13 protein-coding genes are annotated in these 18,971 nt (G+C 35.4%); 7 read left to right on the top strand and 6 right to left on the bottom strand.

Annotated elements, in window-relative coordinates; translation table 11 throughout:
* The first annotated feature begins 4 nt into the window (after nt 1-4).
* The 3 genes from GXM16_RS05610 to GXM16_RS05600 all read left to right on the top strand — a co-directional run bounded on the left by GXM16_RS05610 (nt 5) and on the right by GXM16_RS05600 (nt 5,271).
* Nucleotides 5-3,172, top strand: a complete 3,168-nt coding sequence (locus tag GXM16_RS05610) for an efflux RND transporter permease subunit (RefSeq protein ID WP_163393423.1) — start codon at nt 5-7, stop codon at nt 3,170-3,172.
* A gap of 15 nt (nt 3,173-3,187) precedes the next feature.
* Complete coding sequence (locus GXM16_RS05605) at nt 3,188-4,591, top strand: efflux transporter outer membrane subunit (protein WP_163393422.1); 1,404 nt, start codon at nt 3,188-3,190, stop codon at nt 4,589-4,591.
* 185 nt (nt 4,592-4,776) lie between these two features.
* Nucleotides 4,777-5,271: a hypothetical protein gene (locus GXM16_RS05600; RefSeq protein ID WP_163393421.1), complete on the top strand. Its 495-nt coding sequence runs from the start codon at nt 4,777-4,779 to the stop codon at nt 5,269-5,271.
* A gap of 63 nt (nt 5,272-5,334) precedes the next feature.
* Here the strand turns inward: GXM16_RS05600 and GXM16_RS05595 are convergent, their stop codons facing one another.
* Nucleotides 5,335-7,680, bottom strand: a complete 2,346-nt coding sequence (locus GXM16_RS05595; RefSeq protein ID WP_163393420.1) for a mechanosensitive ion channel family protein — start codon at nt 7,678-7,680, stop codon at nt 5,335-5,337.
* A gap of 220 nt (nt 7,681-7,900) precedes the next feature.
* On the opposite strand from GXM16_RS05595, the gene GXM16_RS05590 reads away from it, so the two are divergent.
* Nucleotides 7,901-8,266: a SpoIIAA family protein gene (locus GXM16_RS05590; RefSeq protein ID WP_163393419.1), complete on the top strand. Its 366-nt coding sequence runs from the start codon at nt 7,901-7,903 to the stop codon at nt 8,264-8,266.
* A 27-nt stretch (nt 8,267-8,293) separates the two neighbouring features.
* Complete coding sequence (gene ku / locus GXM16_RS05585; RefSeq protein WP_163393418.1) at nt 8,294-9,073, top strand: non-homologous end joining protein Ku; 780 nt, start codon at nt 8,294-8,296, stop codon at nt 9,071-9,073.
* On the opposite strand, the gene ligD is transcribed toward ku, so the two are convergent.
* The 5 genes from ligD to GXM16_RS05565 all read right to left on the bottom strand — a co-directional run bounded on the left by ligD (nt 9,070) and on the right by GXM16_RS05565 (nt 16,843).
* Nucleotides 9,070-11,616: a DNA ligase D gene (gene ligD, locus GXM16_RS05580; RefSeq protein ID WP_163393417.1), complete on the bottom strand. Its 2,547-nt coding sequence runs from the start codon at nt 11,614-11,616 to the stop codon at nt 9,070-9,072. The two genes, ku and ligD, sit on opposite strands and share 4 nt — an antisense overlap.
* Nucleotides 11,603-12,085 carry a hypothetical protein gene (locus tag GXM16_RS05575; protein ID WP_163393416.1) on the bottom strand — a complete coding sequence of 161 codons (483 nt, stop codon included), beginning with the start codon at nt 12,083-12,085 and terminating at the stop codon, nt 11,603-11,605. The genes ligD and GXM16_RS05575 overlap by 14 nt, the downstream gene beginning before the upstream one ends.
* Before the next feature lie 237 nt (nt 12,086-12,322).
* Nucleotides 12,323-14,752: a DUF5916 domain-containing protein gene (locus GXM16_RS05570; protein ID WP_229684242.1), complete on the bottom strand. Its 2,430-nt coding sequence runs from the start codon at nt 14,750-14,752 to the stop codon at nt 12,323-12,325.
* A complete protein-coding gene (locus tag GXM16_RS22795; protein WP_229684244.1) occupies nt 14,703-14,948 on the bottom strand; it encodes a DOMON domain-containing protein in 246 nt (81 codons plus the stop codon). Before GXM16_RS22795 ends, GXM16_RS05570 begins: the two co-directional genes overlap by 50 nt.
* 44 nt (nt 14,949-14,992) lie before the next feature.
* Complete coding sequence (locus GXM16_RS05565) at nt 14,993-16,843, bottom strand: alpha-amylase family glycosyl hydrolase (protein WP_163393415.1); 1,851 nt, start codon at nt 16,841-16,843, stop codon at nt 14,993-14,995.
* Between the two features lie 24 nt (nt 16,844-16,867).
* Here GXM16_RS05565 and GXM16_RS05560 point away from each other — a divergent pair, with 24 nt between their 5' ends.
* Nucleotides 16,868-18,061, top strand: coding sequence for a sensor histidine kinase (locus GXM16_RS05560; protein ID WP_163393414.1), 1,194 nt, complete (start codon nt 16,868-16,870; stop codon nt 18,059-18,061).
* Nucleotides 18,048-18,770 carry a LytR/AlgR family response regulator transcription factor gene (locus tag GXM16_RS05555; RefSeq protein ID WP_163393413.1) on the top strand — a complete coding sequence of 241 codons (723 nt, stop codon included), beginning with the start codon at nt 18,048-18,050 and terminating at the stop codon, nt 18,768-18,770. The genes GXM16_RS05560 and GXM16_RS05555 overlap by 14 nt, the downstream gene beginning before the upstream one ends.
* Nucleotides 18,771-18,971: the final 201 nt, after the last annotated feature.

Genomic DNA, 18,971 nt, shown 5'->3' with positions numbered 1-18,971 from the left:
AAAAATGTTTAAAATTTTTATACAAAGACCGGTACTTTCGACCGTAATATCGGTTATTATTGTCATTTTGGGAGTTTTAGGACTAGTAGAACTGCCTATTTCTCAATATCCGGACATCGCCCCGCCAACAGTAAACGTATCAGCAAGTTATACCGGTGCGAATGCTGATGTGGTTTTGAAAAGTATTGTTATTCCATTGGAAGAGCAAATCAATGGTGTAGAAAATATGACATACATGACTTCTACAGCAACTAATGACGGAAATGCTTCGATTAAAATTTATTTTAAAGTAGGGACAAACCCTGATTTAGCAGCGGTAAACGTTCAGAACAGGGTGTCGAGAGCAACAAGTTTATTACCGGTAGAGGTAACTCAGGCAGGTGTTACAGTAACAAAAAGCCAGAGTAGTAACTTGTTAATTTTCTCATTATACAGCGATGATAAAACGTATGATCAGACTTTCCTTCAAAATTATGCCAAGATTAACCTGGTACCGCAAATCCAGCGTGTCGTTGGAGTAGGTGATGTAACGGTTTTTGGAGCCAAAGATTATTCGATGAGAATCTGGTTAAAACCGGATATCATGCAGCAATATAAGCTGATTCCGAGTGATATTTCGGCAGCATTGGCAGAGCAGAATATTGAAGCAGCGCCAGGTAAATTTGGTGAGAATGGCGATCAGGCCTTTCAATATGTAATTAAATATAAAGGTCGTTTAGCCAATGAAACAGAGTTTGGTGATATAGTAATCAAATCGGTTGGAAACGGACAAATGCTTCGCTTAAAAGATGTTGCTAAAGTTGAATTAGGATCTTTGAGTTATGCTTCAACAATCAAGACAAACGGAGTAGAATCTGCAGCGATGGCCATCAGCCAGACTCCGGGATCAAATGCCCGTGATGTAATTAATAATTCTAAAAAACTGATTGAAGAAGCCGCAAAGAGTTTTCCAAAGGGAGTAAAATATACCCTTTTAGTGGATGTTAATGAAAACCTCGATGCTTCTATTGAAAAAGTAATTCATACATTGGTTGAAGCTTTTATATTGGTTTTTATCGTAGTATTTATTTTTCTTCAGGATTTCAGGTCGACATTAATACCGGCAATTGCGGTTCCGGTGGCGATTGTAGGAACATTTTTCTTCCTGAGCCTGTTCGGTTTTACGATTAATTTATTGACGCTTTTTGCGATGGTACTTGCGATTGGTATTGTGGTCGATGATGCGATTGTCGTCGTCGAGGCTGTACATGCCAAACTGGATCACGGTTATAAATCGGCAAAAAAAGCGACCATTGATACGATGGACGAAATTTCCGGAGCAATTATTTCGATTACTCTTGTGATGGCGGCTGTATTTATCCCGGTAACATTCATAACCGGATCTACAGGCGTTTTTTATAAGCAATTTGGTATTACACTGGCTGTTGCGATTATTCTTTCGGCAGTAAATGCTTTGACTTTAAGTCCTGCTTTATGTGCATTGCTTTTAAAGCCTCATGCAGATGATCATAAGCATAAAAGCTTTTTACAAAGATTTTATACATCATTCAACGTAGCCTTCGATAATGTAACCGGAAGATATAAGCGTTCTGTTCAGTTTCTTTCCGTTAAAAAATGGATTGTACTGGCCTCTATTCTTATTGCCGGTGCAGGATTATTTTATATGATGAAAACCACTCCGTCAGCTTTCGTACCTGCGGAAGATCAGGGGACGGTTTTTGCTAATATTAGTTTGCCGCCATCGGCTTCTATGGAACGTTCTGATATCATAGCCAAACAGGTTGATAGTATTGCAAATACGATTCCAGGTGTAAAAAACACGCTTCGTATCGTCGGGCAGAATTTTACAGCCGGAGCGGGTAGTGCCTATAGTATGGTAATTGTAAAACTTGAAACATGGGACAAACGCGATTTAAGTGTAAACGATGTAATTGGACAGCTTTTTGCTAAAACAAGCGGGATTCGTGAAGCCAATATTTTCTTTATTTCGCCTCCAACCATTCAGGGATTTGGGCAAAGCGGCGGATTCGAGTTCCAATTACAGGACAAAGGAGGTCACACCACAGCAGAGTTCTTTAAAGTCAACACCGAATTTTTAGAAAAGTTGTCTAAACGACCTGAAATTCAATATGCGACAACACCTTTTAATCCAGGATTTCCTCAATATATGATGGATATTAATCTGGCAAAAGCCAAAGATGCAGGGGTTTCTGTAAATTCTATTTTATCTACGATGCAAGGCTATTATGGTGGATTGTATGCTTCGAATTTTAATAAGTTTGGAAAGCAATACCGGGTCATGATCCAGGCTTCACCGGAGTTTAGGACGAATACTCAGGGATTGAACAAAATCTTTGTTAGAAACAGTTCAGGCAACATGGCGCCAATTACTGAATTTGTAAAAATGACGAGGGTTTTCGGACCGGAATCCATTTCGAGGTTTAACTTATTTACCTCTATTTCTATTACCGGTGCGCCAAATCCGGGATTTAGTTCGGGAGACGCCATTAAAGCTATTCAGGAAGTAGCAGCAGAAAATCTTCCGGCAGGTTATGGTTATGAATTCTCAGGATTAACGCGTGAGGAACTGGCTTCTGGAAGTGAAACTATTTTCATCTTTATTTTATGTCTGGTCTTTGTTTACTTTTTATTGAGTGCACAATATGAGAGTTATATCTTGCCTTTTGCAGTATTGTTTTCAATCCCGTTTGGATTAGCAGGAGCGTATTTATTTTCCATTATTTTCAAACTGAACAGTAATATTTATCTGCAGATTTCATTAATCATGCTGATTGGATTGCTTGCGAAAAATGGTATTTTGATTGTCGAATTTGCTTTAGACAGAAGACGAAAAGGATTACCAATTGTACAGGCAGCAATTGAAGGAGCAGTAGCACGTTTGCGACCAATTTTAATGACTTCGTTTGCTTTTATCCTTGGACTTGTTCCGTTGATGTTTGCTTCAGGTGCAGGTGCGGTCGGGAATAAATCAATCGGTACCGGAGCTGTTGGCGGAATGTTAATCGGAACTATTTTGGGAGTATTCGTTATTCCGGTTTTGTTTATCATCTTCCAGACTTTACAGGAAAAAATCAGCGGACCGGCAAAAGATGGTTATGATGATGAAGACGATGAAGACGAAATTCATTTACTGGAAGCGCACAAAGAATAATTTAATTAAGAAGAAATGACTCATAGTTCAAATAAATATATTTTTTTATTGGCTGCGACGGTACTTTTGAGTGCGTGTGCAGTTAAAAAATACGAACGTCCGGCAACTGTCTCGACAGAAAAGCTCTTTCGTGATGAAACTTCGGCAGATTCAACGACAATGGCAGATATGCCGTGGCAGAGTGTTTTTAAAGATCCAAAACTTTCTGCTTTAATTCAGAAAGGAATTGACCAGAATCTCAACCTGAAAAATGCTATAGAAAATATTGTTCAGGCCCGGGCTACTTTGCGCCAAAGCAAATTGGCATATTATCCCAATTTAAATCTTGATGCGAGTGTTACACATAACAAACAATCAGAAGCGGGACTTAACTTTCCACCCGGAATAAATATTAATACCTTAACAACAACCTATAAATTAGGTTTAAGTACTTCCTGGGAAGCAGATATCTGGGGAAAATTAAGCAGTTCAAAAAGAGCTGCTTTGGCCTCTTATCTGGCAACTGATGCAGCAAAACAAGCCGTTCAGACACAATTGATTTCGGATATTGCCAACAATTATTTTCTATTAATGGCTTATGACAAACAACTGGCTATTACACAGAAAACGCTGGAAAGCCGTATTGAAAATGTCGAAACGATAAAACTATTAAAAGAAGGAGCAATCGTAACCGGTGCTGCTGTAGTACAAAGCGAGGCTAACCGCTACGCTGCCGAAGTTTCAATACCGGATTTAAAGCAAAGAATACGCGAAACCGAAAATGCTTTGAATATTTTAATTGCTCAAGCGCCCGGACCAATTGAAAGAGGAATTTTAGACGATCAGCCAATGCTTGAGAATATTAAAATAGGCTTGCCATCACAATTATTACAAAATCGCCCTGATGTGCGTCAGGCCGAATTCAATTTCAGAGCTGCTTTCGAAAGTACCAACCTGGCGCGTACCTATTTCTATCCAAGCCTTACACTGACAGCCAGTGGCGGACTTTCTAGTTTACAGTTGAAGGACTTCTTTGACCGTTCAATATTTTATTCCATTATCGGAGGATTGACGCAGCCACTTTTCAATCAGGGGCAAAACAAAGCCAGACTCACAACCGCACAATCACAACAATTACAGGCGTACAATAATTTTCAACAAAAGTTATTGGTAGCAGGACAGGAAGTTTCTAATTCTTTGTATGCGTACCAAATGGCTACAGATAAACTGGAATCCAGAGCCAGACAAATAGAAAATTTAGAGAAAGCAGTTGATTACACCCGACAACTCTTAGAATATAGTTCTGCAACAAATTACACAGATGTATTAACTTCTGAACAAAATCTTCTGTCAGCACAATTAAGTGGTGTAAATGATAATTTGCAAAGACTTCAGGCCATAGTTGAATTATACAGGGCTTTGGGTGGAGGATGGAAGTAAAACGGCTGATAATATAAAATTAAACGTCTCAGGTGCTGAGACGTTTTTTTATCTTTATATCGGTTGTAAAGTGCTGTACGTCGTCTTTTTTAGTGCTTTCGTATATAGGAAGTTGATAAATTAAAATATTGGCATTAATTTAGATTAGGCTATAAATGAAGTTAATAATTAAAAACAAAAAAAAGATGAAAAAGATAGTATTCGCCCTGGCACTTTTTATGAGTGTTTTGGCACATTCACAGGTTTCAGTTAATGTAAATATTGGCACACCACCAAACTGGGGACCAGTAGGATATGATGACAGCAGATATTATTATTTGCCTGATATTGATATTTATTATGATGTAACTCAAAGCCAGTATATTTATTTTAATAATGGAGTTTGGGTTAGAGAAAGAAGAGTACCTGCCCGATACAGAAATTACGATTTTTATTCAGGCTACAAAGTAGTTTTAAGAGATTACAGAGGCAGTAAACCTTACAGTTATCATTCTAAACACAGAGCAGCTTATCCAAAAGGATATGTTGGAAAACCTCAAAAAAGCAGAGGTCCAAAACCAGATAAAATTTATAAGTCTGAAGGAAGATATAATTCTAATGGTCATAACAACGGAAATGGTAAAGGAAAAGGAAATCCTAAAAATGATCACAAGCATTCTCATGGTAATGGTAAACATTAATTTGATTTGTTAAACAGAAACGCCTCCAAATTGGAGGCGTTTTAATTTATAGCGAAGTATATGTTAAGTTGAAAAAGTCAATCCTTTAGCTTTAAAAGTACTGAATAAAACCTGACGCACATTGCTTACACTTTCTTCGGTACGATAAATACTGCACCAGAATTTTATGAGTATTTTATATTTTCCTTCGGAAATAGCGCTGTAAAAAATCTGAGGAGCTTTTTCCATATTAATGAGAGTCACGTCTTGCAGTGCCTGAATTATAATTGCATTAATATCATCAGGTGTAGTATCACCGCTGACTTCTATTGAAATTTCTACTAATTTGAAATTGTCAGTGTAGGTCCAATTGGTAATGTTCTGAGACAATAAATTTCCGTTCGGAATAATAATCTCGGCACCGTTTGGAGCGTTGATTTTTGTAGTTCGCAATCCCATAGCTTTTACGCGACCGGATTCAGAACTGATTTCAATGACATCTCCTACCTGAATCGGTTTATCAAAAATTAGAATAATACCCGATACAAAATTATTGACCACATTCTGAAGTCCGAGTCCAACCCCAACTCCTAATGCTCCCAAAAGAATACTCAATTTATCCAAAGGCATCCCGGAGGCTGCAACAGCCAGTAAATAACCCCCAATTAATACAAGAAGTCTGGTAATCAGTAATTTTGAATGTTGTCTTTTATTGATGTTCTCTTCGTTTTCATCTTCAATTTCTCCAAAAAAGTAAGCCACATATTTTTGAAGTAAATGTGCAACCCAGATAATGATGAAAAACAATACAATATTTCCTAAAGTAAAAGTAATGCTTCCGATAGTATTAGGATGCGTGAGGAGTGATGCCAACGAAGAACGAAGCGATTCCCAAATGTTTAAATTAGAAGCAATAACTATAATCCACATATAACTCATCAGAATTATAAAAGGCTTTTTTAAAGTATCTGATAAACTTTCATGGTCAAAAATCTTTTCTATACCACGTTTCACTCTGGTTGTATAAATCTGTAAAAGAATGATTTCTAAAATGATTTTCAAGAGTACACTCAGCGCCACAATCTGCGTAAGTGAAATAAAGGCAGTCAGACTCAGCATATTTGAAAGAGATACTCGTCCGAAAAGGTTATACAGTATCGACAATCCATTTAAGCCAATAAAAAGAATGCTGGCCCATTTAAAGAAAGCTTTTATATACAACTGATCCTTTAAACTTTTGATTTGTACGAGACCATAGCGGATTCCCAAAACATTGATGATGATAAAGGCACAACGCTGCAGTAATCCAACTTCTATAAATAAATCCAGAAAGCAAAGTGTGATGAATAACCCTAATAATAACAGCCAGTTACGCATTGATGTTCCGGACCATTGATTTTTGAACAGCAATGTCAGAATTCCGAGTAAAAGCAATTGCAGAAGCTCTATGAACAGGGCAGGGGCATATAAATTGCTGACAACGGCAATACTAAGACCAACTACGGCAACCGGAACCAAAATGCCTCTGTTTAAATATTTAAAGTTAAAAAGAGAAAGATTGTCTTTGTATCCGTTAGTTTTCAGATACTTTAAATTACGTGAAATATACCAGCCTAAAAGGCCCATAAAAAACACTAATGTAATCAGTCCGCCAATTCGATAACTCAAATAATATTCTGCAACACTTTCTTCAATAACTATTTTTGACCCGATATTTTGTACCGCTTTTCTCGGGACTGTTTCCGTGATATTCCATAAAAAAGGTTGCTCTTTATGAAACATGCTGATTCCGGATTTTTCCAGATTATTTTCAACAGCAATCAAAGCATTTGAAACAGCAATTTTTCTCTGAACCGTAATTCTCTTTTTGTTGTTCAGGATTCCCTGGTTTTTTGTCATCAGACTATCCGTGCTCAGATATTTTTTTCTCAGATTAGCAAATTCTCTTTTAAATTGCTTTCTTCGAATCGTATCTTTTATAAGTGCCATCAAAGTTTTGTCTTTGCGAAGCTCAATAAATCTGCTTTTAATTTTTTCAAGATTTTCATTACGCAAATTAATAGCCGTATTTTGTTCTTCTAAATCAAGCTCGATTTCTTTCAGCACCGTATGATACATCTGCTGATTGCGGACATTAGGATTTGCGCCTTTGAGACTGGTCAGGATAAGATCCAGTTTGCTTTGTGTTCTTTTAATTTCGCCAAATAAATGATGGGAAGCACTGTCAAAATCGGCATCGTTATAGGCAGATTCCATTACTTCTCCGGCTTTTTCAATAGCTATTAAATAATCACTGTCTGTAGTAGTTTCTTCGAATAATTTTGAACGGCTTTCTTTTTTAGGAGTAGTCGTTTGTGAACTGATATTCGGAGCATAAATCAAAACAATTAACGCAGCGATAAGATGGAGAAAATTTCTTTTTTGAAACATAATTTTAAATATGAATTGGGTCCTCAAAAGTAATTTTTTTACAAATAAGTTCGGGTGAATTATTTAAAACTTAACTAAAATTTACACTGAATTCATTTATAGAAGTACCTTAAAAACTAACAATATTTATTAGATAGATATTTTATAAAACTTTATAAGTAACATATAAACCAATTTATTTGGAGTGTTCTAATTTTGAGTGAATTAAAACAAACAAAAGATGATACATATAATTGATACAACAGATAACGTAGTTGCTTTTAGAGCACTGGCAGAAGTTACAAAAGATGATTTTCAGGCAACAGTTGTTCCTGCAATAGATAATTTGGTAAAAAGAATCAATGAAATTAATTTTTTGTTGGTATTGGATACGGATATCGGAAACTTTACAGCGGGTGCATGGTTACAAGATGCCTTAATCGGACTCAAACATTTAGGAAAATGGAACAGGGCGGCTATCGTCACTGATACAGAGGAAATTATTTCGTTTACCAATGGTTTCAGCTATATAGTTCCGGGTGAATTTCGAGGTTTCAAAAAAGCAGAATTTAATAAAGCACTGAACTGGGTTGAAGGAAATATTTAATTTTTTCAGTGTTTAAAATCTTAGATTATGAGATCTATATGGACAGGTTCAATCAGTTTTGGGTTAATTAATATTCCCGTTAAATTATTTTCTGCGGTACAGGAGAGTAGTCTTGATATGGATATGCTCGACAAAAAGGACCATGCCAATATCAAATTCAAACGTGTGAATGAAAATACAGGTAAAGAAATTGATTTTGCAAATATTGTAAAAGGCTATAAAATTGAAGATAAATATGTAATTCTTGAAGATTCCGATTTTGAAGCTGCAGATGCTGTTAAAACAAAAACCATCGATATTCAGAGTTTTGTTGAGGAAAAAGAGATTGCCAGTCTTTATTACGAACAGCCTTATTATCTTGAACCTGACAAGGGTGCAATGAATGCTTATGCCTTGCTTCGTGATGCACTTGCAGCTTCGGGAAAAGTTGGAATTACAAGTTTTGTAATGCGAAACAAGGAAGGTCTTGCTATTTTAAAACCGTATAAAAATGTTATTGTTTTAAACCGAATTCGTTTCGAACAGGAAATTCGTGGCACAGATGAATTAAAACTTCCACCGGTTTCTAAGGCAAAAACCAAAGAAATTGATATGGCAAATAAGTTGATTGAACAGTTGACTGAAAAGTTTGATATCAGCAACTTTAAAGATGAATATACTGCCAAGCTTTTAGATATCATTAAAAAGAAAGCAAAAGGAAAAGCACCTAAAAAACCTGCTAAACTAAAAGTAGTTCACAAACAAAGTGACAGCTTAATCGATATGCTCAAAGCAAGTTTAGAGACCAAAAAGAAAAAATCTTCTTAATCTTTTTGGTCTTCAAATTTTTTCAGGATCTTTTTGATATTCGCTCCTTTTGATAAAACCGGAGTCCACAAATCTCCTTTTTTCTCGAATCGTTTCAGTACATTTTTAATTGTAAATTGCGAAGGATGTAGCTTGCTGTTTACTTCACTCCATTCTAAAGGAGTTGAAACCGTTGCGCCTGGTTTTGGTCTTACAGAATATGGTGCGGCTAATGTCTGACCGATCCTGTTTTGCAAATAATCGATATATATTTTATGATTTCTTTTTTTGATGCTGCGTTCTAAAGAGGTCGTATCAGGTAATCTGGATTGAACTTCTTTGGCAATCAGTTCAGCTAAAATCTTTACCGAATCATAATCGTATTGCGCACCAAGCGGAATGTAAACATGTAGGCCGGAAGCACCTGAAGTTTTACAATAGCATTCTGTTTCCAGTTCATCCATCACATCCTTTACCACTAAAGCCGTTTCTACTACAACAGAAAAATCTTGTTGATCAGGGTCGATATCGATTACCAGCCAATCGGGATTTTCAATATTTTTTATGGTTGAATTCCAAGGATTCATTTCGATACAGCCTAAATTGGCCATATAGAGCAAAGTTTCTTTGTTGTTGCAAATAAGGTAGTTCACATTTGCATCATTAGACTCAGAGAATATTTTTTTTGTTTTTAGCCAGGAAGGTGTTTTCTCAGCATCCACATCTTTTTGATAGAAACCCGGTGATTCAATTCCGTTGGGATATCGGTTCATCGATTCGGGACGATTTTTAAGATAGGGCAGAATAAGGTCTGACACTTCATTATAATATTGTACAATTTCACCTTTTGTAATACCGTCATCCGGAAAATATATTTTATTCTGGTTTGTCAAATGCAGCACTGTTTTACCGATTTTCAAATCATAATCATTTTCAGATTTCTTAGTTTCCTTCGCTTTTGCTTCTTTAGTTTCGCTCATTTTTTCTTTTTTTAAAGGCTCTGATTTTTTTATTATCGCAGGTATGAAAACCTCAGTGGCTTTTTTGTCAATTCTCAAACCCAGATAAACCGGATGTCTGAGGTGTTTGTCCTGAGTCCATTCTGAGAATTTAACCTGGCATACCAATTTTGGTTTTACCCATTGTATAGTATCCCGTAATCCTGTTTTTTCGGAAAGTGGGGAATTACTAATAAAATAGGACTTTAGTTTAGTATACAGTTCTTTCAGTGTTTCTTCGGTAAAACCGGTTCCGCATTTTCCAATAAATTGTAGTTTTTTGCCGTAGTATTGTCCTAACAATATAGCTCCAAAATACTTTCGTGAATTTTTTGGCTCTGTAATTCCAATGACAATAGCTTCTTCCTGATTATCAGCTTTTATTTTCAGCCAGTCGTTACTGCGTCTGTTTACGGCATAAGTGCTGTCAGTTCTTTTGGCTACAATACCTTCTTCTTTGTTTTTTATGGCAAGATCAAATAATTCCAGACCTTTTTCGACTATATGATCCGAATAAAAAACATTTGTAAAATCATATTTATTGAAGAGGATTTTCAGAAGTTCTTTTCTTTCGAGCAGGGATAATTCCGTAATTGAATTTCCATCTAAATTCAGAAGATCAAAAACATAATATTTCAAGGTTCCGACACCCGTTTTAAGGTAATTTTGAAGCAGTTGAAAATTTGCTTTTCCGGATTCATCCTCGACTACAACTTCGCCGTCCAGGATAGCAGTATGGTCTATTTTTTTTAAATCATCTGCTACAGATTTGAAATTTCGGTTAAAAGAAAGTTCATTGCGGCTGAATAGTTCTACCTCGGGCGGATTTATGACGGCAATCGTACGGTATCCATCGTATTTTTTTTCAAAAACCCATTCCGGATCATCAAAAGGCTTTTCTTTTATGTTGGCCAGCATCGGTTTTACAAAAGATGCTTTTTCAACCGGATTATTCTTTTTTTTTGAAGGTGCTTTTTCTTTCGGGGCTGCTTTTTTAGATTTTTCTTCAAGTTCTTCCAATCCTCTTTTGGATAATACCGATTTGTTTTTTTCTAATATATCAGAATCCGTGGCGAATTTATCGTCTTTTTTAATCAACAGCCAGGCATTTTCCTGTTTTCCTTTTAATTTTACCAGGGAGAATTCCCCTTTGAGTTTTTTTCCCTTTAGAATAAAACTCAAACGGCCTTTTTTCAGGTCAGCTAAAAGCGTTTTTTCTGGAGTTGCCGTTTTTTCATCAGAAGTATAAGTTCCGTTATCCCATACTATGACATTTCCGGCGCCGTAATTTCCTTCAGGAATGGTACCTTCAAAATCTTTATAACTGTATGGATGATCTTCAACCATCATTGCCAGACGTTTATCATCAGGATTCATTGAAGGCCCTTTGGGAACCGCCCAGCTTTTTAGAACACCATGCATTTCCAGCCTAAAATCATAGTGGAGATGAGAAGCAGCATGTTTCTGCACGACAAAAATCAGTTCATTTGCCGACTTTTCAATTTTACCTTTAGGTTCTTTCGTTTGCCTGAAATCTCTTTTCTGGTTGTATTTAGATAGTGACATTTGATTTCGCGATTAAGATGATGGTTAAAGTGAGATAATAAAACAATGCTGCTACAAGACCGAAAATAATATGAGCAAAAAAGAGCTGAATGTAATAGCCTTTAAAATCGATTTTGGGTTTGTAATCGGCTAATCTGAATAGAATCATCCAGCCCGCAATTCCGATAATTCCGCTTATACTTCCTAATAAAAAAGCATTTAAGAATGATAACTTTAAAATATTATTGACCCATAAAATATGGTAAATAACAACAAATATGAATCCGATAAAATAATGCAGCAGCCAGGCCAAAGTCGCTTTTGTTTTGATTGAAACATCAATTTTTAGTTGCGTCAATAGAAAAGTTAAGAGTACAGGTTCTTTATATAATTCTCTAAAACCTGCAGAAATTGTATAGCTGAACAATGTCATAGCTGATGTTGCTGCAATGGTGGCTAATACTATTTGTAGGAGTATATAAATGTCCATAGATTTAATTTTATTATTAAGCACTATTGAATTGTTAATAAAAAAACTAAGTGTATCTATTTAAAGTTTTAATTTGATATTTTTCAGGGGAAATATTTTTCAATTAAAAATGACTAAAACTTTAAACTCAATAATTTTTACATTATCAAATTTAAAGTCATTATTTTGTTTTTTTTTATAGAATTAAAAGTTCAGCTTATATAATTACAAGTAAAACAGCTATTTGAATGTAATTTTCTAAAACATAAATCGATAAGTCATTTTTATCAAAAATGTATTGGTTGGTTTTCTTCCTAAGATTTGAGAATTCAGTTCAGAAATCAGGTTATCGTTTGGATTTCCGTTTGAAGTGATGCCTTGTGACCAGACAAAAAAGATTTCCGAACCCGGAATGTACTCCCAGCGTGCCACGAGATTAGAACGGAATTGCACAAATGAAAAATCGGGGTTGTGTATGATATAATCTGTTGTATTGTTTGTGTCTTCATCTATTTCATAACGATTTTCAGCTTCGTTGAAGCCAATTTGTTTCTGATTAAATAAGCTTACCCGGTCTTTGTAATACTCTGCAACAGGATTAATCACTTTATTAAATTGATTGTATTTTCCTTTTGAAATAAAAGGCTGTCCATAATACTGAATAGTGAAATTCGGGTTTATATTGTAATCGAGACGAATCGAAGTACTAAAAGTATTCTGATCTAAATTGGCAGTAATATATCTCGGATCTGCATGGAAACTGGTTTGGGTGACGTACTGTAATTTGTTTTTATTTGAAGAAAGGGCAGGAGTTACAGCAATAGTAAAAGCATTAATAGGCTGATAGGTCAATCCAACATTAATTTCGGAATATGAAAACGAATTGTTTTTCGCCATATTGTTATAAATATTCATAGTATATCTCAATTTTTTTCTGCTGTCTGAAACAATAGTAACCGATTTGAAAAAATCTTCAGAATAGCGAAATCTTGGTCCGCCCTGAAGCATCGTATTCGAATAATTAACAGGTTTATAGATTGTAGAAACAATAAGGTTCCAGTTATTTTGAAACATGGCGTCAGTGCCCAGCATATATTGCATTCGGTTGTAATTTCCCTCAAAATCAAAATTTGAAGTCTGATCCATATAAGTGGTTATTTTTCGAAAACTGCCAAAAGGTTTTAAGGTTTCATAAGATATAAATGCATATTGTTTAATTTCATCTGCCTGTCTTAAAAAGCCAATATCGTTTAGTTCTAATTCGGGTGATCTCCACACTAAATTGCCTCTGTAACGCCAGTTACCAACACTTGATTTTCCTATTTCAAATTGTCCGCCTGTACCTGTTAGCGAAGTTCTTTCTGTATCAACCTGCAAATGTCCTGCATCTGTTCTCTGAAATAAATGCGTCATATTTCTTTGGGTCGCCGTAATAGCTTCTTTACTTCCTTCAATTTTACTGGTAACAAAATTACCTTTGAAATAATATTTTCTGTTGTTCCAGTTATGCCTGAAATCTATTCCTGTTGTATAAGCTGATTGGTGCATAAAATTCAGAAAATCAGTTTCTAAATTTCGGTTGGTAGCTGTAAAAATGCCTCCTATGTAACTGTTGCGGTTGTTGAAATCTTTCTGAACACGGCTGACCAGATAATTGGTTAAAGGCTCAACTAAGACTTTTCTCGTCTGATCATTTTCCTGAATTTTGGCGTATTCTTTACCCGTTACACTTTCAAGAATTCCTATTGACCAGCCGTTTTTAGTTTTTCCGCTAAATTTTGCAGCACCTAAAATCGTGGTATTGAGAGGAATCGTCATAAAAGCACCTTCCTGAACATTGGGCTGACCGTTTGGACTTCTTCCAATTCTGCGGGAATAAAACAAATTGTCCTGATCATCGGCAAAAGTGTAGTTGAAAATATTTCTGTTTTCGACAAAAAAAGGTCTTCTTTCATCATAAAAAACCTGAAAACCATCGAGTACAATTGCAGCCGGATCAGCTTCTACCTGACCAAAATCAGGATTGATAGTCAAGTTTAATGTCAGGTCATTTGTGATTCCGATCTTCGCATCCAAACCTCCGTTGAGTTTAAAATCATTTCCGGTTTTAAAAGGATTTCCTTCTTCTTTTGGATACGTTTCCAATTGAGAAAGTACAAAAGGCTGGATTTCTATTTGTCTTTTTGGAGATAAATCTTTCAGTCCGTGCAATTCCCCAAATTCACTTACCCAGCCTGGAGCATCAAGTGGAATTCGCTGCCAGACAGAACGTTCTTCGGTTCTGAAATATCGGCGTGTAGACTGAAGACCCCAAATTTGTTCAGGGGCATCACTAAATTTTAACTGACTCAGCGGAATTTTAATCTCAGCAGTCCAGCCTTCGTTATCAATATTGGTTTTTAAATACCAGATCGGATTCCAGTTGCCTTCCCAGGTTCTTCCGTTGTCAGAAATAAAACCATCGCTTTTTACACCTGCAACGGATGCAGCAAATGAAAAAGCAGTAAGCTGGTCATAATGACTACTGATGTTAATTTCAATCCAGTCACCTTCAAAGCCATCACGTCTTGATAGTCTTTTGACAATTCCTTTCGGATCTTTGTCATAACATCTAAAACCAAAATAAATGAACTCTTTGTCATAGACCACTTTGAATTTTTGTGGGTTCAATAGGTTCTCCGTTTTCATCAGGGAGATTTTCGATATAATCCCCCGTCCATTCTACAATGTTCCAGCTTTCATCAGTCAAAAGACCGTTTATAACCGGAGCCGGCAAAGCTCCTAATGATTTTGCGGTATAAACCTTCTTATTTACTTTAGGTGCCTGCTGTCCAAAACTCAACTGAAAAAGCAATGTCAATAATGCTATTTTTAGGCATGTCATTTTTCTGTTTTTTATAAAATTGAATTTTATCACGAGATAAAGGATTATTTATTCAATTCTAAAACCCACATTTTCATCGCCGGAATCGTAGTTTTATTTAGTGAAGAAAAAACTTCATCGGTAACTATATTTTTTGCAGAATTGAAACCATTTGTTCTTTCGTTATATTTTTGAAAATCAATTTCTTTAGCAGTGTTACTTGTATTCATGATACACATGATAGTCTGCTTTTCATCATACCTGAAATACACATATAAACCTTCTACAGGAATGTAATGCATCATTTTTCCAGAAGTAATTGCCGAAGCTGTTTTTCTGAAATTAGCCAGTTTTCGAACTAAATCCTGAGTAGATTTTTCGTCTTCTGTGAGTCCTTTTCCTGTAAAAGCATTTTTAGTATCCGTACTCCAGCCACCAGGAAAATCAGAGCGTACCAATCCATCAGGGGCTTTAAAACCTTTCACTAATACTTCAGAACCATAATACAATTGTGGAATGCCACGGCAGGTCAACAGCCATTGGTAGCCCATTTTTTGTTTTTCTACATTTTCGCCTACAACTGAAAAAAAGCGAGGTTCATCATGATTGTCTAAGAGTAATACTTTTTGCATCGGGTTTTTACTCAAAAAATCACTGCTGAGTGTGTAGTATAATTTATTTACACCGTCTGTCCATCCTAAGGGCTGGGTTAGGGCAGGAATGATTCCATAATATAAACTCTGAAAATCTACTACTGATGGCAAGTTGCTTTTGAAAGGGGTATTAATAGTATTCTGCTCAAAATAAGCCTGATTAGCGGCTCCGTGAACCATAATTTCGCCAAAAATGCTCATTTTAGGAAACTCATTTAGGATGGCTTCGTTACATCGATTGGCAAAATTTAAATCATTATAAGTATAGGTATCCAGACGAACTCCGTCTATACCAAAGGTTTCGATATGCCAGATGCAATTCTGAATTAAAAAATTAGCCATATACGGATTGTCCTGATTGATATCCGGCATTATTTTGTCAAACCAGCCATTACTCATTTTTTTCTGATCTGATTTCGCACCATAAGGATCAAATAATGGCTGTTCCCTGTAATTGGTCTGGGTATATTCCGGCCAGCGATGAACCCAGTCATTATCCGGTGCGTCTTGTTCCAGAAAATGATAAAGCCCAAAATGATTGTAAACGGCATCAAAAATGAGTTTCATGCCACGCTGATGAAGGTCTTTACTTAGTTTTTTGTAAGCTTCATCTCCGCCATAACGTGCATCAATTTTGTAATGATCTGTAATGGCATAGCCATGTTCGGTTCTGTTGACCATATCATTTTCCATTATTGGCGTAAACCATAAAGCAGTAACACCCAATCCTTGTAAATAATCAAGATTGTTGATAACGCCCTGTAAATCTCCGCCATGGCGGTCGTACATTTGGTTTCTGTCCAGAGACTGATCTCTCATTCCCTTTACACGGTCGTTTGTTACGTCTCCGTTGCTGAAACGATCCACCATAATCAGGTCGATAAAATCAGATGAATTTACCCCCTGTGCATACTCAGTTCCGTTTCCGGTTCTTCGTTTATAAATGGGCCAGTTTATTTTTTGTTTTTTTCCTTGTTGATTAACTTCAATTATCACATCGCCCGGAAGGGTTTCGGGAGCAATTAAAATATCCACAGCCAGGTATTTTTTATTGGAGAATTGATGTGTTTTTAAAATAGTAATACCCGGATAATTGATACTGACATTATCAGATGTAAAAGCATTTCCGGTACTTCGAATAAGTAACTGAATAGAATTTGTTTTCATTCCGGTCCACCAATTGGTTGGATAGACATCGTTTTTAGCATTTGCAGTGAATGCTAAGCTCATTAAAGTCAGGAAAAAAAAGAGTGTTTTTTTCATCTTAGGTTGTTTTAAGTTAGTTTTATGAGCGAAAGGTATTTTTCTTTAACCCTTCAAAAAAGCAACTTATTTAAACAGCATGATTTGCATTGTAAACAGCAATTTTGGTTTGAAACAAAAGCATTATTTTTACATTCAAGCAAAACACATGAAATGGATATATTGACTTACAATCCTAAAAATAGATTTCAGATAATAAAACTCTATGTTATATACTGGCTGGGCTATATTTTATTATTCAGTTTGATTCAGGGATTACCGGAAGGGGATTTTATTGTGGCCTGGCGTAATGAATGGTATAGTATACTGCCTAAAATAGGTTTTGTAACCATTGTGGTTGATTTTTTAATGCCGCAATTGTTATTCAGGAAAAGGACGGTTACTTTTTTTATTACTTATATCTTTCTGATTTTGCTTTTTGCTTTTTTGCAACGGCTGATAGATAATTACATCATTTTACGTTATTATCTGACTTTCTGGAAAATCCAGCCATTACTTTCTGCTCCGGTATTTTTATATAATGTCAGTAAATTGCAATTTGTAGTGACCATTCCAGTTGCGTTTCGATTATTTTATTATTTAGCCGAAGAAAAAAATAAGGTGCAGACTATATTGTCAGAAAAATTACAGGCCGAATTATCTTCACTCCGAAACCAGTTTCATCCTCATTTTTTGTTTAATGTGCTGAATAGTTTGTATTCTAAAATTCTAAGTAAATCGGATGATTCTGCGGAGATTGTGCTGAAAATATCAGATTTGCTTCGGTTTTCGATTTATGATGTAAATAATAAAAGTATCTCTCTGGAGAATGAAATCGATTATCTGAAAAATTATATTGCGCTTCAGCAATTGCGTTTTGACAATACACTTCAGTTAAGTTTTAGCGTTTATGGCGAAATAGAAAATCATCAGATTGAACCGTTTTTAGTGCTGCCCTTTATTGAAAACAGCTATAAATATTGTCTGGATGAAAATAATCAGGGCTGGATTACAATTGCGATTAGTATAACCGATGACTGGCTAGTAGTTAAAATTGAAAACAGTCTTCCGGAAAACTTTATTGCTCCAATAGAAAATATAAGCAGCGGAATCGGGATTGCAAATGTGAAAAGAAGACTGGAATTACTTTATCCTGACGAACATGTTTTGACCATTAAAAATGAAACAACCAGCTTTTTTGTTTCCTTAAAACTAAAGATGAAAAATGGCAGTCATTAATTGTATTATAATCGAAGATGAATTACCAGCCTCTATTTTGCTAGAGCTTCATATTGCTAAATTTGATTTTTTAGATTTAAAGGGTAAATTCAACAGTGTTTCAGCTGCACAGAATATTTTAAAAGCACAAAAAATGGATCTGATCTTTTTGGATATCAATCTTCCCGGAAAATCAGGAATAGACTTTGCCCGAAATATTCATCCGGAAACGGCAATCATTTTTACTACTGCTTACACTAAATACGCAGTTGAAGGTTTTGAATTGGAAGCGGTCGATTATATTTTAAAACCTATTTCTTATGAGCGTTTTGCGAAAGCAATAAACAAATACAGCAAAATGCGGGAACTGAATGAAATAGTATTGCTTACAAAAAAAACTGAAGCCGAAAATCCCTTTATTTTTGTGAAATGCGAACGAAAAATGGTCAAACTTTTTTTGGATGAAATTGACTATTTCGAATCACAGGGAAATTATTTGATGATTTATACAGAAACAAATAGCTATAAAACATATCAGTCTATTTCAGAAATGCAAGAGAAGCTGCCAGAAGGATTGTTTTGCAGAATACACCGTTCTTTTTTGGTATCTATTAATAAAATAATATGTTTTAGCACCAATACGGTTCAGTTAAAGGAGAAGCAATTGCCCATTGGGAGATTATATAGTTCCGCGGTTTCTCAATTATTAAACTCTTTAATTAGGAACTAATTGTTTAATAAGATAACCTAATCTTTATTTTTATTAATTTTAGGATTATTCAAAAAAAAGGGAATAAAATTTTTTTCATACGTAACAATTTTATATGTTTACACAACCGATTGCAAAATTGTATAGTATCAAATACAAAGTGCTTGTTGGAATAATAGTGTGTACAAATATATTTTTTACAATTTTACACAACCGATTGTT

The sequence above is a fragment of the Flavobacterium limi genome (genome assembly GCF_010645075.1).
GTDB lineage: Bacteria > Bacteroidota > Bacteroidia > Flavobacteriales > Flavobacteriaceae > Flavobacterium > Flavobacterium limi.
Note: the sequence above shows the minus strand (reverse complement) of the source record. Positions and strands in the feature narration are given on the sequence as shown.

Coding starts and splice junctions, on each gene's coding strand:
- GXM16_RS05590 (WP_163393419.1), top strand. CDS start 7,901: ATGATACATATAATTGATACAACAGATAACGTAGTTGCTTTTAGAGCA.
- GXM16_RS05605 (WP_163393422.1), top strand. CDS start 3,188: ATGACTCATAGTTCAAATAAATATATTTTTTTATTGGCTGCGACGGTA.
- GXM16_RS05560 (WP_163393414.1), top strand. CDS start 16,868: ATGAGCGAAAGGTATTTTTCTTTAACCCTTCAAAAAAGCAACTTATTT.
- ku (WP_163393418.1), top strand. CDS start 8,294: ATGAGATCTATATGGACAGGTTCAATCAGTTTTGGGTTAATTAATATT.
- GXM16_RS05610 (WP_163393423.1), top strand. CDS start 5: ATGTTTAAAATTTTTATACAAAGACCGGTACTTTCGACCGTAATATCG.
- GXM16_RS05600 (WP_163393421.1), top strand. CDS start 4,777: ATGAAAAAGATAGTATTCGCCCTGGCACTTTTTATGAGTGTTTTGGCA.
- GXM16_RS22795 (WP_229684244.1), bottom strand. CDS start 14,948: ATGACATGCCTAAAAATAGCATTATTGACATTGCTTTTTCAGTTGAGT.
- ligD (WP_163393417.1), bottom strand. CDS start 11,616: ATGTCACTATCTAAATACAACCAGAAAAGAGATTTCAGGCAAACGAAA.
- GXM16_RS05575 (WP_163393416.1), bottom strand. CDS start 12,085: ATGGACATTTATATACTCCTACAAATAGTATTAGCCACCATTGCAGCA.
- GXM16_RS05595 (WP_163393420.1), bottom strand. CDS start 7,680: ATGTTTCAAAAAAGAAATTTTCTCCATCTTATCGCTGCGTTAATTGTT.
- GXM16_RS05570 (WP_229684242.1), bottom strand. CDS start 14,752: ATGAAAACGGAGAACCTATTGAACCCACAAAAATTCAAAGTGGTCTAT.
- GXM16_RS05565 (WP_163393415.1), bottom strand. CDS start 16,843: ATGAAAAAAACACTCTTTTTTTTCCTGACTTTAATGAGCTTAGCATTC.
- GXM16_RS05555 (WP_163393413.1), top strand. CDS start 18,048: ATGGCAGTCATTAATTGTATTATAATCGAAGATGAATTACCAGCCTCT.